This is a genomic window from Serratia sp. LS-1, assembly GCF_003719595.1.
Lineage (GTDB): Bacteria > Pseudomonadota > Gammaproteobacteria > Enterobacterales > Enterobacteriaceae > Serratia > Serratia ureilytica.
This window is the reverse complement of record NZ_CP033504.1, coordinates 3,096,268-3,108,823: the sequence shown is the minus strand read 5'-3', so window position 1 is coordinate 3,108,823 and position 12,556 is coordinate 3,096,268. Positions and strand designations below refer to the sequence as shown.

The 12,556-nt window shown below is 60.2% G+C and carries 13 protein-coding genes; 4 read left to right on the top strand and 9 right to left on the bottom strand.

The features are described 5' to 3' along the window. The first annotated feature begins 26 nt into the window (after positions 1-26). Positions 27-2,039 carry a tRNA(Met) cytidine acetyltransferase TmcA gene (locus tag EDY99_RS14940; RefSeq protein WP_123061884.1) on the top strand — a complete coding sequence of 671 codons (2,013 nt, stop codon included), beginning with the start codon at positions 27-29 and terminating at the stop codon, positions 2,037-2,039. A gap of 120 nt (positions 2,040-2,159) precedes the next feature. Beyond that, positions 2,160-2,849: an esterase gene (gene ypfH, locus EDY99_RS14935; RefSeq protein ID WP_042785172.1), complete on the top strand. Its 690-nt coding sequence runs from the start codon at positions 2,160-2,162 to the stop codon at positions 2,847-2,849. 30 nt (positions 2,850-2,879) lie between these two features. Here ypfH and EDY99_RS14930 read toward each other — a convergent pair whose 3' ends face one another. The 7 genes from EDY99_RS14930 to EDY99_RS14900 all read right to left on the bottom strand — a co-directional run bounded on the left by EDY99_RS14930 (position 2,880) and on the right by EDY99_RS14900 (position 7,707). Continuing rightward, the gene (locus EDY99_RS14930; protein WP_004941720.1) at positions 2,880-3,065 is read right to left on the bottom strand and encodes a YpfN family protein; all 186 of its coding nucleotides are present in this window, start codon (positions 3,063-3,065) and stop codon (positions 2,880-2,882) included. Between the two features lie 2 nt (positions 3,066-3,067). After that, positions 3,068-3,742: a M15 family metallopeptidase gene (locus tag EDY99_RS14925; protein WP_033643999.1), complete on the bottom strand. Its 675-nt coding sequence runs from the start codon at positions 3,740-3,742 to the stop codon at positions 3,068-3,070. Further along, on the bottom strand, positions 3,739-4,866 hold the full coding sequence (gene dapE, locus EDY99_RS14920; RefSeq protein WP_033651525.1) for a succinyl-diaminopimelate desuccinylase: 1,128 nt from the start codon (positions 4,864-4,866) through the stop codon (positions 3,739-3,741). Before dapE ends, EDY99_RS14925 begins: the two co-directional genes overlap by 4 nt. After that, positions 4,863-5,249 carry an ArsC family reductase gene (locus EDY99_RS14915; protein WP_033643997.1) on the bottom strand — a complete coding sequence of 129 codons (387 nt, stop codon included), beginning with the start codon at positions 5,247-5,249 and terminating at the stop codon, positions 4,863-4,865. The genes dapE and EDY99_RS14915 overlap by 4 nt, the downstream gene beginning before the upstream one ends. Positions 5,250-5,505: 256 nt before the next feature. After that, positions 5,506-6,057 carry a LuxR C-terminal-related transcriptional regulator gene (locus EDY99_RS14910; protein WP_123061883.1) on the bottom strand — a complete coding sequence of 184 codons (552 nt, stop codon included), beginning with the start codon at positions 6,055-6,057 and terminating at the stop codon, positions 5,506-5,508. A 729-nt stretch (positions 6,058-6,786) separates the two neighbouring features. Then, positions 6,787-7,218 (bottom strand): GNAT family N-acetyltransferase, encoded by a 432-nt coding sequence (locus tag EDY99_RS14905; RefSeq protein WP_123061882.1) that lies wholly within the window; start codon positions 7,216-7,218, stop codon positions 6,787-6,789. A 9-nt stretch (positions 7,219-7,227) separates the two neighbouring features. Further along, positions 7,228-7,707, bottom strand: coding sequence for a tetratricopeptide repeat protein (locus tag EDY99_RS14900; RefSeq protein WP_123061881.1), 480 nt, complete (start codon positions 7,705-7,707; stop codon positions 7,228-7,230). Positions 7,708-7,923: 216 nt separating this feature from the next. Between EDY99_RS14900 and ypfM the strand changes: the two genes are divergently transcribed. After that, on the top strand, positions 7,924-7,983 hold the full coding sequence (gene ypfM, locus EDY99_RS24915) for a protein YpfM (protein ID WP_100396732.1): 60 nt from the start codon (positions 7,924-7,926) through the stop codon (positions 7,981-7,983). A 124-nt stretch (positions 7,984-8,107) separates the two neighbouring features. On the opposite strand, the gene acrD is transcribed toward ypfM, so the two are convergent. Continuing rightward, complete coding sequence (gene acrD / locus EDY99_RS14890; RefSeq protein ID WP_046687604.1) at positions 8,108-11,242, bottom strand: multidrug efflux RND transporter permease AcrD; 3,135 nt, start codon at positions 11,240-11,242, stop codon at positions 8,108-8,110. A gap of 292 nt (positions 11,243-11,534) precedes the next feature. Here acrD and EDY99_RS14885 point away from each other — a divergent pair, with 292 nt between their 5' ends. Then, positions 11,535-11,813, top strand: coding sequence for a helix-turn-helix domain-containing protein (locus EDY99_RS14885; RefSeq protein WP_004941750.1), 279 nt, complete (start codon positions 11,535-11,537; stop codon positions 11,811-11,813). A gap of 31 nt (positions 11,814-11,844) precedes the next feature. On the opposite strand, the gene EDY99_RS14880 is transcribed toward EDY99_RS14885, so the two are convergent. Beyond that, a complete protein-coding gene (locus EDY99_RS14880) occupies positions 11,845-12,477 on the bottom strand; it encodes a response regulator (protein ID WP_033643992.1) in 633 nt (210 codons plus the stop codon). Between the last annotated feature and the right edge of the window lie 79 nt (positions 12,478-12,556).

The window sequence follows — 12,556 nt, the reverse complement described above, 5'->3', positions numbered from 1 at the left end:
TTTTTTTCGAATTGAGATACAGCCTTATGCTACAGGCAGCGCAACAACTCATGCGGCGGCAGGGCATCCGGCGCCTGCTGGTGCTCAGCGGCGAACCCGAGTGGTGCCGCGAACAGGCGCAGCGGCTGGCGGCGACGTTGCCCGGCGACTGGCCTTGGGTCGGGGAGAATCCGCCGCCCGGCCAGGCGGCGTTGGCGAGCGGCGCAGTGCGCCAACTGCTGGGGCAGGAACGGCTGCACGCGGTGTTCGACGCCGGTCAGTCGCTGGACGTGGAGGCGTTGGCGGCGCTGTGCGGCGCACTGCGTGCCGGCAGCTGGCTGCTGTTGCTGACGCCGCCCTGGCGGCAATGGCCGCAGCAGCCGGACGGCGACAGCCTGCGCTGGAGCGATTGCCCGCAGCCAATTACCACCCCGCATTTCATCCACCACCTGCAGCAGCATCTGGCCGACGACCGCGAAGTGACGATCTGGCGGCAGGATGAGCCCCTGACGTTGGCCGCGCTGCCGGCGCGTGAAGGATGGCAGCCGCCGGACGGCCGGCCGACCGAGGAACAACAGGCGATCTTGACGACGCTGCTGCAGGCCGAATCCGGCGTGTGGGTGTTGACCGCCGCCCGCGGCCGCGGCAAATCGACACTGGCCGGCATGCTGGTGGCGCAGTCGCCGCTGACCTGTTGGATAACCGGGCCGAGCCGCGCCGCCACTGAGGTGGCCGGGGAATGGGCGCAGGGGCGCGCGCAGTTTTGGGCGCCCGATGCCCTGTTGGCGCAGTGCCGGGAGGGGGACGTCAGCGCCGTGGGGTGGCTGCTGGTGGATGAAGCGGCGGCGATCCCCGCGCCGCTGTTGCAGCAGTTGATCGGCTATTTCCCACGCGTGTTGCTGACCACCACGGTGCAGGGCTATGAAGGCACCGGCCGCGGTTTTCTGCTGAAGTTTTGCGCCGGGCTGCCGGCCTATCAGGCGCTGAGCCTGCAGCAGCCGATGCGTTGGGCGCAGGGGGATGCGCTGGAACGGATAACGGACAATGCGCTGTTGTTCAATGAGCTGCCCGCCTGGCCGGCGGATGGCCAGGCGATCGATTACAGCCAGGCGGAACAAGGCGAGCTGTGCGCCGATCCGCAGCGGCTGGCGCGTTTCTACGCCCTGCTGAGCAGCGCGCATTACCGCACCTCACCGCTGGATTTACGCCGGCTGATGGATGCGCCCGGCATGCACTTCGGGCTGGCGCAGGCCGGTTTGGAGGTGGTCGGTGCCGTGTGGCTGGTGGAAGAGGGTGGATTGAGCGCCGAGTTGGCGCACGACGTGTGGGCCGGTCGCCGTCGGCCGCGCGGCAATCTGGTGGCGCAGTCGTTGGCGGCGCATGGCGGCCAATGCTGGGCGCCGACGCTGCGGTCTCGGCGCATTACCCGCATCGCGACGCTGCCGGCATTGCGGCGGCGGGGTATCGCGCGCCAGTTGATCGAGCGGCAACGCCGTCAGGCGCAGGGGCTGGACTTCCTGTCGGTCAGCTTCGGCTATACCGAGCCGCTGTGGCGCTTTTGGCAATCCTGCGGTTTCGAGCTGGTGCGCATCGGCAGCAAGCCGGAGGCCAGCAGCGGCTGCTATACCGCGATGGCGATCTTGCCCCTGAGCGAGCAAGGAGAGGCGCTGCGGCACGCGGCGCACAAGCATCTGGCGCGCGACTGGCCCTGGCTGCGGCAGCGTATCGAGCTAACGCTGGCGATCCCGGGCGACGATGGCGATACGTCGCTCGGCGAAGAGGACTGGCGCGAGCTGGCCGGGTTCGCTTTTGCCCATCGGCCGCTGGAGGCCAGCCTGGGGGCGTTGCAGCGGTTGCTGTTGGCCAGCAGTCTGCCGCTGCCCGCACTGCGCGGCCATCTGCAGCGGCGGCACTCTCCCGCGGAGTGCGCAGAGCGGGCGGGCGTCAGCGGCCAGAAAGCCTTGCTGCGCCATTGGCGGCACGAAACGGCGCAGGCGCTGGAACAGCTGAATGCGCAGCACTGCCGCTACTGGCGCGACTGGGCGCAGTCATTGCAATAAATTGAAGAACTTGCTCAATAAAACCCGATTTTCCTGATTTCTCAGCGGCGTATAGTGGCTGTCAGCGGTGCGGCGACGACAGTCGCTGCGTCAGGTTTGGTTACTATTAAGGAGTCATCGATGAAACATGAGCATTTCGTTGTCCAAAGCCCGGCGACCCCGGCGGCGCAGCTGATCTTGCTGTTTCACGGTGTCGGCGACAACCCGGTGGCGATGGGGGAGATCGGCAGTTACTTCGCCAAAGAGTTTCCCCAGGCGCAGGTGGTAAGCATCGGTGGCCCCGCAGCGTTTGGCAACGGCGCCGGCCGCCAGTGGTTTTCGGTGCAGGACGTGACCGAAGAGAACCGCGTGGCCCGCATCGCAGACGTAATGCCGCAGTTTGTGGCCGTGGTGCGCCATTGGCAGCAGCTGAGCGGCGTTGGCTATGCCGGCACTGCCCTGGTGGGGTTCTCGCAGGGAGCGATCATGGCGCTGGAGGCGTTGAAGGCGGAAACCCGCCTCGCCGGGCGAGTGGTCGCGTTCAGCGGGCGTTTCGCCCAGTTGCCTGAGCAGGCGTTCGGCGACAGCGTGGTGCATTTGATCCACGGCGAAGAGGACGCGGTGATCGCGGTGCAGCATGCTCACGCGGCGGCGGAGGCGTTGCGGACCAACGGCGCCGATTTCACGCTGGACGTGGAACAGGACGTTGGGCATGCGATCAACCAGGGCATGATGAACGCCGCGCTGGAAAGGTTGCATTACTATGTGCCGCAGCGCTACTGGGACGAAGCCTTGTCCGGCAAGCGCGGCGAGCTGATCGCCTTCCGCTAAAAATTCAGGGCGCCGATGAGCGCCCTGATATCACTTCTTCTTCGGCCAGTCGTCTTCGTCATCCCACTGGGCGTTGTTGTCGCGGTGCGGCGGTATCTCCGGCTTGTTGGCCAGATAGCTTTTGACGTCAACGCGGCGCAGTTCCTTGATGCCGCTGACGACCATCCCCACCAGAACCAGCAGGATAATCCACCAGTAATCAGCTAACCATTGCATAGCTACTCCTTTCCTTTACTGCGTATAAAACGCGAAAAAATCGATGGCAGATGGCGTTCGAGCCATTCGGCACCGGCGACCTCCTTGTCTTGCCAGGCCGCCAGCAACAGCGCCGGCGTCAGCAAGTGTTCGGCTTCTTGCGCCAGCGGCCGGTAGCTCAGATGCCACGGCTCCACCGCTACGCCGCCGCAGTCTTCGGTGAAGGGGCGGTAGAAACCGAATTCGGCCATATGCGCCGTCAGCCACTGGTTAAGGGGCGCAAAGTAGCCGCCTTCCTCATATTCCCACGGTTCCAGCTGCAGCTTTTGCCCTTCCGGCAACAGCGACGGATCGTACACGTCCAGATCGCTGCCCCAGTGGTGGCGGCTGGCGCCCGGCAGAGCCGACCAGCGCAGGATCGCCTCACAGCGCTCGGCGGCGGACAGCGGCGCGACGTCGATCGGTTGACTGTCCTTATCTAATACTGGCCGCTGGCCGCAGAATTTGCCATTCCAGATGGCCAACTGCCGGTCAAAATCGCGGAAGGTGCTGGCGGGCTGGAGATCGAATCCCGCCGCACGCGCCGCCTGCTGCATCGCCAGAAACGCGTTGACGGCTTCCGGCTGCAGCCGATGGTTGCCGCTCAGCGGCGCCAGGTGCTCGGTCGAGCGGCCGGTGAGCATTTCTGCGTTGATCATGCGATCAATTGCTCCATGATGCGTTGATACATGCGGCTCAGCAGCTGCAGATCCGCGGCGTTGACGCATTCGTTGACCTTGTGGATGGTGGCGTTGACCGGCCCCAGCTCCACCACCTGTGCACCCATCTGCGCGATGAAGCGGCCGTCGGAGGTGCCGCCGGTGGTCAACAGCTGCGGCGTCAATTCAGAATAGTGCTCGACGGCGTTGACCACCGCATCCACCAGCGCGCCACGCGAGGTGAGGAACGGCTGGCCGGACAGACGCCACTCGATGCTGTAATTCAACTGATGGCGTTCCAGCAGCTCTTCCACGCGCTGCTTGATCATCGCGTCGGTCAGTTCGGTGCTGAAACGGAAGTTGAACTGCACGTAGAAATCGCCTGGGATCACGTTATTGCTGCCGGTGCCGGCCTGCACGTTGGCGATCTGCATGCTGGTCGGCGGGAAGAACTCGTTGCCGCGATCCCATTCGATCGCCACCAGTTCATTCAGCGCCGGCATGGCGCGGTGCACCGGGTTGTCCGCCAAATGCGGATAGGCGACGTGCCCCTGTACGCCGTGGATATGCAGGTTGGCGGTGATGGAGCCGCGACGGCCGTTTTTCACCACGTCGCCGACGCGCTCGGTGCTGGACGGCTCGCCGACCAGGCAGTAATCCAGCCGTTCGTTGCGCGCCATCAGCGCTTCAACCACTTTAACCGTGCCGTGAGTGGCGCTGGCCTCTTCATCCGAAGTGATCAGAAAAGCAAGGCGGCCCCGGTGATTCGGGTTGGCGGCGACAAAGCGTTCCGCCGCCACCACCATCGCGGCCAATGACCCTTTCATGTCCGCCGCGCCGCGGCCGTACAGCATGCCGTCGCGGATCGCCGGTTCAAACGGCGGGTTGTCCCAGCGCTTTTCATCGCCGGTCGGCACTACGTCGGTGTGCCCGGCAAACGCCAGGGTTTGCCCTTCGCCGCGCCAGGCCCAGAAGTTTTGGGTGTCTTCGAAGTCCATTGCTTCGACGGTGAAACCGATCGCCTGCAGGCGATCGATCATCAGCTGCTGGCAGCCTTCATCATTTGGGCTGAGGGAAGGGCGTTTAATCAGTTGCTGAGCCAGTTCGATAACCGGGCAAGTCATACGGCGACCTCGGCGATAAATTGCTGGTAAGCGTCGGCGTTGAAACCGAGCAGGGTGCGCCCGTTGCCGGCGTCCAGCAACGGGCGTTTGATGATCGCCGGCTGCGCCAGCATCAGCGCGATGGCGGCGTCGGCGTTATCGCAGGCGTTGCGCTGCGCTTCATCCAGCTTGCGCCAGGTGGTGCCGCGGGTATTGAGCAGCGGCTCCCACCCCAGTTGCGCGACGAAACCGCGCAGCCGTTGTTCGTCCAGGCCGTCGGCGCGATAGTCGTGAAAATGATAGGCCACGCCCTGATCTTCCAGCCAGCGGCGGGCTTTTTTGATGGTGTCGCAGTTTTTGATGCCGTACATCGTCAGCGTTGTCTGTTGCGGTTTGTTTGCCATGGCGTAAAGCTACCTGTCTCGTCGAGTCGATACTGAGCGGCGTGGGCGATCTTTGGCCCGCTAGCCGCCCGGCGATAGCAGAGATAATGCCAGTAAAGCGGCGGCGAGATCCAGACAACGATGCGTGCGAGGTGCGATTGCGCGCCAGGGATAAGAGGTCGGCAACGTGGTTGAACGGCTGCCTTCGCCGACCGTGCTGGTGAAAAGGCGCCGGCGAAAGCGTTTTGCCGCCAATGCAGAGCTGGCGGAGAGAGAGCTACTCTTTATTGATCCTTATGTTTAAACGATCGGTCAAACACCGTACGCGGGTAATATGCAAGAGCGGTTTTATCCGGCTGGCGCCGAGTTTTTTCATTATTCGCGACTTGTAATGATTGGCGGTTTTATTTCTGATATTCATGGCATTGCTGATGTCGGCCAGCGATTTTCCCGTCGACCATTCCGAGAGAAAATGCGACTCGCGCTGAGAGAGTTGCGGCGGCTCGGTATAGTGGCTGTAGCGCTTATATAAGTCGCCGATCAGGTGGCTGAAGCGGCTCAATGATATAAGGTTTGATAATATAATGGTTTTATTGTCGACAATCACCATGTCATGCAGGCAGTCGGTGATAATGACTATTTTGTAGGTATTGGGGTTGGCATATTCATCGCGGTAGCGCGCTTCAAAATTGGCGATGGTGACATCGATAAAGCAGACCCTTTTGCGGCTAAAGCCGGCCGGCGCGCGTTTCTCCGCCCAGGTTTGATTGATGAGCTGCCGGATGCCGATAGCGGTATAGGCACACGCGCTGAAAATATCAATTTTCATTTTATTATAATCCCTTAATTTCTATTTCCCGGTGAGGATTGATATCTTAAAACATAAAAAAAGAAACAATCTAAATAATTTCACATTGAACTTATTGGGCGCCGCAGGGAAAGAACGCTATCCTGCGGTGGACAATCAGGAAAGCCCCATATACTAGCATGATTTATAAAGAGTAAATTTGGTTTTTAATCGAGCTGCCCAGTGAAGAAAGAGGAATAGAATAGAAATCCTCTATTAATACTCCGGTTATTAAAAGGAATTAACATAGAAAATGGCTATCAAAATAAAATATTCGATCGTTAATATCGATCGTTTCTGTGAGGGAGGGAATGTTAATGAATTAATAATTAAGATATTTCTTGCTTTTTAGCGAGGGGTGTTGCTTATTTTTAGCGCAGTTCAAAGAGTGTGCTGGGACAATCTCATGGCGCGCGCCAAATTAATGGCAAAGATAAATCTTAATCAAAAAAATGCGATGTTTTAAGCTGCGTGCGTTGTGCAAGTGGGGAGGATTTATACGGGGGAACGGCATGAAAGAATGCCGGATCGAAATTTCCGATAAGATCACGTCGGAAATAGCGTCTTGTCTTGTGGACGGATTGGATCGCGTTAACGATGAATATATCGACTACGACAATCGTCGGCCGTGGTGAAAGATCCTGACAGCGGCAGCAATTCTGCGGGGCATCTGCCGCCCTATTTTTATCAGCCGAACGTTGTAATGCGCGATTAACGCACGTAGCCCCCCACTTGCAAACGCCACAGAGCATCCCCCTCTGCGAACACCATGCCGGTGGTCAAATCGTGAAAACCGTACTTTTCATAGAAAGCCAGTTTTTCCGGCACCGAATAGATGAAAACCTTGCCGAGCGGCGCCAGATCTTGCATTACCCGGTCCATCAACCGGCGCCCCAATCCCTGCCCCTGAAAGCGCGGATCGATCGCCAAGTCGGCCAGGTAAGCGACCGAAGTCAAATCGCTGATGGCATGCGCGGTGGCGATCAGCTCATCGCCGATAAACCCCCAATAGCAAAACTGGCTGTGTTGATAAACGCGTTGCAGCGTATGCGGATCGCGTTCGCCCAGCCCGGCGGCCTGCAGCAATTCACACAGCCGCCGCCAGTCGATGGCGCGGCGGTTCATATCGGTGATGATTTCCATCGTTTTCCTCTAATCAATATGATTGAGATCGGCGGCATAGTGCCGAATGGCGCGCTGATAGCCGCAGATGTCGGGGTCTGACGAGGTTTCCGCCAGCAACAACAACAGATCGGCCACGGCCCGTTTACCTTCACCCAGGTTGTACAGCGCCATGGCGCGAAACAGCATCAGCTCGTTGGCCTGCGGGAACTCAGCCAGGCCATCGTCGAAAGCGCGCAGCGAAGCCGGGTATTTCCCGAGGGCGCGGTAAGTGCTGCCGAGGCCCAGCCAGGCTTCACGGCGCTGGGCGGGCGGCAAATCGCGATCCAACGCCGCGAGGTAGCAGGGAATCGCCTGTCGCTCCAAACCCTGAACGTCGTACAGGCAGGCCAGCTGAAAATGCAGCATCGCCGCTTCCGGCTCTGCCGCCAGTTGCCGCAACGCCAGCGCAGTGGCTTCCTGATAATGACCTTGCGCTTTCAACTGTGAGACAGACAAAGAGGTGGACATGATCGGCGCTCCATTGGCGTATTGTTATACCTTTTACACGCTATCGTGGAGAAATTGATATCACAAGGGAATAGCCGCACTGAACATTGATCAGATAAATACGAAAATGTGCGCTAACCCCGGTTTCCGGGCCCGGCATCGTTCCCGTTTCCCTTCACATGGTCAAAAAACAGGCGTAGAATCCGCTTCGTCAAATAATTGAGGTTGTAAAGTATTATGGTTGATCGTGAATTAGGAAACTGGAAAGACTTCATTGATGAGATGTTGGGCAACTGACACAGCGATGAAGCCGATGGCAAGGTTGAGTCATTGGAAAATTACTGAAACACCGTGGGAACGAGATATTCGTTCGAAAAAGCAGCATCGGTCATCCGACGCTGCTTTTTTTATGCGCCGCCGATCACTCTTCGGCGGGCGGTGTGGCGGCAGGATGCGCTTTACCGGGGAAGCGGCGGCGAACCAGCACGAAGAACAGCGGCACGAAGAAGATCGCCAGCAGGGTGGCGGAGATCATGCCGCCCATCACCCCGGTACCGACCGCATGCTGGCTGCCGGAACCGGCGCCGCTGCTGGTGGCCATCGGCAGCACGCCGAAGATGAACGCCAGCGAGGTCATCAGGATCGGCCGCAGGCGCATGCGCGACGCGTCGAGCGTCGCCGACATCAGATCCTGCCCTTTCTGGTTCAGCTCATTGGCGAACTCGACGATCAGAATGGCGTTTTTCGCCGATAGCCCAATGATGGTCAGCAGGCCGACCTGGAAATAAACGTCGTTCTCCAGGCCGCGCAGCCAGGTGGCGGCGACCGCGCCGATCACCCCCAGCGGCACCACCAGCATCACCGAGAACGGAATTGACCAGCTCTCGTACAACGCCGCCAGACACAGGAACACCACCAGCAGCGAGATGGCGTACAGCGCCGGCGCCTGCGAGCCGGACAGCCGTTCCTGATAGGACATCGCCGTCCATTCCAGACCGAAGCCGGCCGGCAGCTGGCTGACCAGTTTCTCCATTTCCGCCATGGCGGTGCCGGTGCTGACGCCGTTGGCCGCTTCGCCGACGATCTCCAGCGCCGAGCTGCCGTTATAGCGTTCCAGCCGTGGCGAACCATACTCCCAGTGCGAGCTGGCGAAGGCCGAGAACGGCACCATGCCGCCCGTGCTGTTGCGCACATACCATTTGTTGATGTCATCCGGCAGCATGCGGAACGGCGCCGCAGCCTGCACGTAGACTTTTTTCACCCGGCCGCGATCGACGAAGTCATTGACGTAGGTCGAGCCCCAGGCGGTAGAGAGCGTGCTGTTGATGTCGTCGATCGACACGCCCAGCGCCTGAGCCTTGCGTTGATCGATATCGATTTGCAACTGCGGGCTGTCGTCCAGGCCGTTGTGGCGCACGCGCGACAGCAGCGGATTTTGCCCGGCGAGCTGCAGCAATTGATCGCGCGCCGCCATCAGCTTGGCGTGGCCGAGGCCAGCGTGGTCTTCCAACTCCATATCGAAGCCGGAGGAGTTGCCGAGGCCGGTGATCGCCGGCGGACTGCTGGCGATCACCCGGGCTTCGTTAATCTTGCTGAATGCCTGAGTCGCGCGATCGATGATGTCGAATGAGCTGTTGGCGCCCGAGGCGCGCAGGTCCCAGTCTTTCAGCCGGACAAACAGGCGCGCCACGTTTTGGCCGTTGCCCCCCGGCCCGGAGCCGATGATGGCGAACACCGACAACACGTCCTGTTTCTCTTCGGTGAGGAAGTACTGCTCGACCTTCTCCACCACTTTGGACGTTTGCTGCAGGGTCGATCCCGCCGGCAGCTGCACCTGTACGGTGAAGATGCCGCGGTCTTCCTGCGGCAGGAACGAGGTCGGCAGCTTGATGAACAGCAGCGCCATGCCGCCGAGCAGCAGCAGATAAATCACCATATAGCGGCCGCTGGCGTGCAGGATGCGCCCCACGCCGCGCTCATAGCGATCGGCATTGCGGTTGAACATGCGGTTGAACCAGCCGAAGAAGCCGCGCTTGCCGTGATGATGCCCCTTGGCGATCGGTTTAAGCAGCGTCGCGCACAGGGCCGGGGTCAGGATCATCGCCACCAGCACCGACAGCACCATGGCGGAGACGATGGTGATGGAGAACTGGCGATAGATGGCCCCGGTGGTGCCGCCGAAGAACGCCATCGGCACGAACACCGCCGACAGCACAAGAGCGATGCCGACCAGCGCGCTCTGGATCTGCCCCATGGATTTGCGCGTGGCCTCTCGCGGCGGCAAGCCTTCCTCGCTCATCACGCGCTCGACGTTCTCCACTACCACGATAGCGTCGTCCACCAGCAGGCCGATCGCCAGCACCATGGCGAACATGGTGAGGGTGTTGATGCTGAAGCCGCAGGCGGAGAGGATGGCGAAAGTGCCCATCAGCACCACCGGCACGGCGATGGTGGGGATCAGGGTAGCGCGGAAGTTCTGCAGGAACAGGTACATGACCAGGAACACCAGCAGGATGGCCTCCAGCAGCGTTTTCACCACGTCCTTGATCGAGGCTTTGACGAACGGGGTGGTTTCATAGGCCACTTTGGCTTCCAGCCCGTGCGGGAAGTATTGCGACAGCTCGGCGATTTTGTCCTTCACCAACTGGTCGGTCTGCAGTTCGTTGGCGCCGGAAGCCAGCTTGATGTTCATGCCGGCGGCCTGCATGCCGTTGTAGCGGCTGAGGTAGTTGTAGTTCTCGCCGCCCAACTCAACGGTGGCGACGTTGCCCAGCGTCACCAGCGAACCGTCCTGATTGACCCGCAGGGTGATCTGGCGGAACTGCTCCGGCGTCTGGAGCTGCGACTGGGCGTTGATGGTGGCGTTCAGCGCCTGTTTATCGACCGACGGCGTGCCGCCCAACTGGCCGACCGCCACCTGGGCGTTCTGCGACTGAATGGCTTTGACCACGTCCTGGGTCGTGAGCTGATAGCTGTTGAGCTTGTTGGGATCGAGCCAGATGCGCATGGCGTACTGCGAGCCGTAGACGTCCATGCTGCCGACGCCGTTGATGCGGCTGAGCGGATCCTGCAGGTTGGAGACGATGTAATCGGCGATGTCCTGCTTGTCCATGCTGTTGTCGGTGGAGACGAACGCCACCATCATCAGCGTGGTATCGCCGGATTTCGAGACCGTGACCCCCTGATTCTGCACCGCCTGCGGCAGACGTTTGATCGCCGCCTGCAGCTGGTTTTGCACCTGCTGCATCGCTTCGTTGGGATCGGTGCCGGCTTCGAACGTCAGCGTGACGGTCGCCTGGCCGGTATTGGTGCTCTGCGACGACATATACATCATGTTGTCGAGGCCGGTCATATTCTGTTCAATGATCTGCGTGACGGTGTTTTCCAGCGTTTGCGCCGAAGCGCCTGGATAAGTTGCGCTGATGCGCACGTTCGGCGGCGCCAAATTCGGGTATTGTTCTACCGGTAAAGAAAAAATCGCCAACGCCCCGGTCAGGCAAAGAATTATTGCCAGCACCCAGGCGAAAATCGGGCGATCAATAAAAAAATTGGCCATGCAGCGCGAACCTCGTTATGACTTGTTCTATCTTTAAAACGCATCAGAATTATGCATTTCAGCGGCAGGGAGGGATCCCGGCGCTATTGCACTGTACTCGGGAAAGCCGAGGAAAGCGTGGAGAAAAAAAGGAGATAGTGTAAATAACGGTAGCGTAAAACGGCGTTGGCGCTTGTTTGCCGACAACGAGACGCGATTAAGACATTTTTATGACTGTCGAAGGCCTTGCGTGCCTTTTTCGCGCGCAGGGAACCGGAAATAAACAGGACTCACCTTACAGCAGGAGCTTGGCATGGGAATTAACCCGGTATTTGCCCGTCGGCTTTATTTGTGCTGGCTGATCAGTCACAGTGAGCGGCCCAATGTGCCGCGGTTGATGGCGTTGACCGGTTGGCCGCGCCGCACGTTGCAGGATGTGCTGAAGGCGCTGCCCGGCATGGGCGTCGAGCTGCAGTTCGTGCAGCAGGGCGTGCGCAACAACGACGGTTTCTATCAGCTGGAAAGCTGGGGGCCATTCAACAAGAGCTGGGTGCACCAGCACCATCAGGCGCTGCTCAGTGCCATCGAGTAAGCTGCCCCGGCGCAGCGGCCGGGGCTGACGTTCATTGGCTTTTATGCTCCAGGTACATCACCGTCGCCGCCACGCGAGAACGCACGTCCAATTTGCGCAGTATGTTGCGGATGTGCACCTTCACGGTTTCTTCAGAGATATGCAGCTGCGCCGCTACCTGTTTGTTGGACAGGCCGCGCGCCACCTCTTGCAAGACATCCAGCTCACGTTCGGTCAAGGCGGCAAAGGGATCGCGCTGCTCACTGCGCGCCAGCAAATAGTCGGCCATGGCGTCGCTGATCACGTTCTGCCCCTCGGCGGCGGCGCCGATGTGCTCCAGCAGCAGTTCCGGCTCGCTGTCTTTCAGCAGGTAGCCGTCGGCGCCGGCGTCGATCAGCGCATACAGATCGCTGCGCGCGTCGGAGACCGTCAGCACGATGATGCGCGCGTCCACGCCTTCGTCGCGCAGGGCCCGCAGCGTGTCCAGCCCGGACATGCCCTTCATGTTCAGATCCAACAAGATCACGTCCGGGGCGTGCTGCAGCGCCAGCGCAACCGCCTCGCTGCCGTTGCCGGCCTCCGCCACCACGCTAAATCGCGCATCCAGTCCCAGCAGTTGTTTGATGCCGCGCCGCATCAACGGATGATCGTCAACGATCATGACTCGGTATTGCTTCATCACCATGAAATATGCTCCCTGTAGCAAGTAAAGCCACTCAAACGCGCCCTGCGGCGTGCTTCACAGTGGGACTGTCTCTTCAAAA

What these genes read in the sequence shown, in the direction of transcription:
- EDY99_RS14930 (WP_004941720.1), bottom strand. Translation starts at nt 3,065, where the DNA reads ATGCAATGGTTAGCTGATTACTGGTGGATTATCCTGCTGGTTCTGGTG.
- EDY99_RS14910 (WP_123061883.1), bottom strand. Translation starts at nt 6,057, where the DNA reads ATGAAAATTGATATTTTCAGCGCGTGTGCCTATACCGCTATCGGCATC.
- EDY99_RS14900 (WP_123061881.1), bottom strand. Translation starts at nt 7,707, where the DNA reads ATGTCCACCTCTTTGTCTGTCTCACAGTTGAAAGCGCAAGGTCATTAT.
- EDY99_RS14905 (WP_123061882.1), bottom strand. Translation starts at nt 7,218, where the DNA reads ATGGAAATCATCACCGATATGAACCGCCGCGCCATCGACTGGCGGCGG.
- acrD (WP_046687604.1), bottom strand. Translation starts at nt 11,242, where the DNA reads ATGGCCAATTTTTTTATTGATCGCCCGATTTTCGCCTGGGTGCTGGCA.
- EDY99_RS14940 (WP_123061884.1), top strand. Translation starts at nt 27, where the DNA reads ATGCTACAGGCAGCGCAACAACTCATGCGGCGGCAGGGCATCCGGCGC.
- dapE (WP_033651525.1), bottom strand. Translation starts at nt 4,866, where the DNA reads ATGACTTGCCCGGTTATCGAACTGGCTCAGCAACTGATTAAACGCCCT.
- ypfH (WP_042785172.1), top strand. Translation starts at nt 2,160, where the DNA reads ATGAAACATGAGCATTTCGTTGTCCAAAGCCCGGCGACCCCGGCGGCG.
- EDY99_RS14880 (WP_033643992.1), bottom strand. Translation starts at nt 12,477, where the DNA reads ATGGTGATGAAGCAATACCGAGTCATGATCGTTGACGATCATCCGTTG.
- EDY99_RS14885 (WP_004941750.1), top strand. Translation starts at nt 11,535, where the DNA reads ATGGGAATTAACCCGGTATTTGCCCGTCGGCTTTATTTGTGCTGGCTG.
- EDY99_RS14915 (WP_033643997.1), bottom strand. Translation starts at nt 5,249, where the DNA reads ATGGCAAACAAACCGCAACAGACAACGCTGACGATGTACGGCATCAAA.
- EDY99_RS14925 (WP_033643999.1), bottom strand. Translation starts at nt 3,742, where the DNA reads ATGATCAACGCAGAAATGCTCACCGGCCGCTCGACCGAGCACCTGGCG.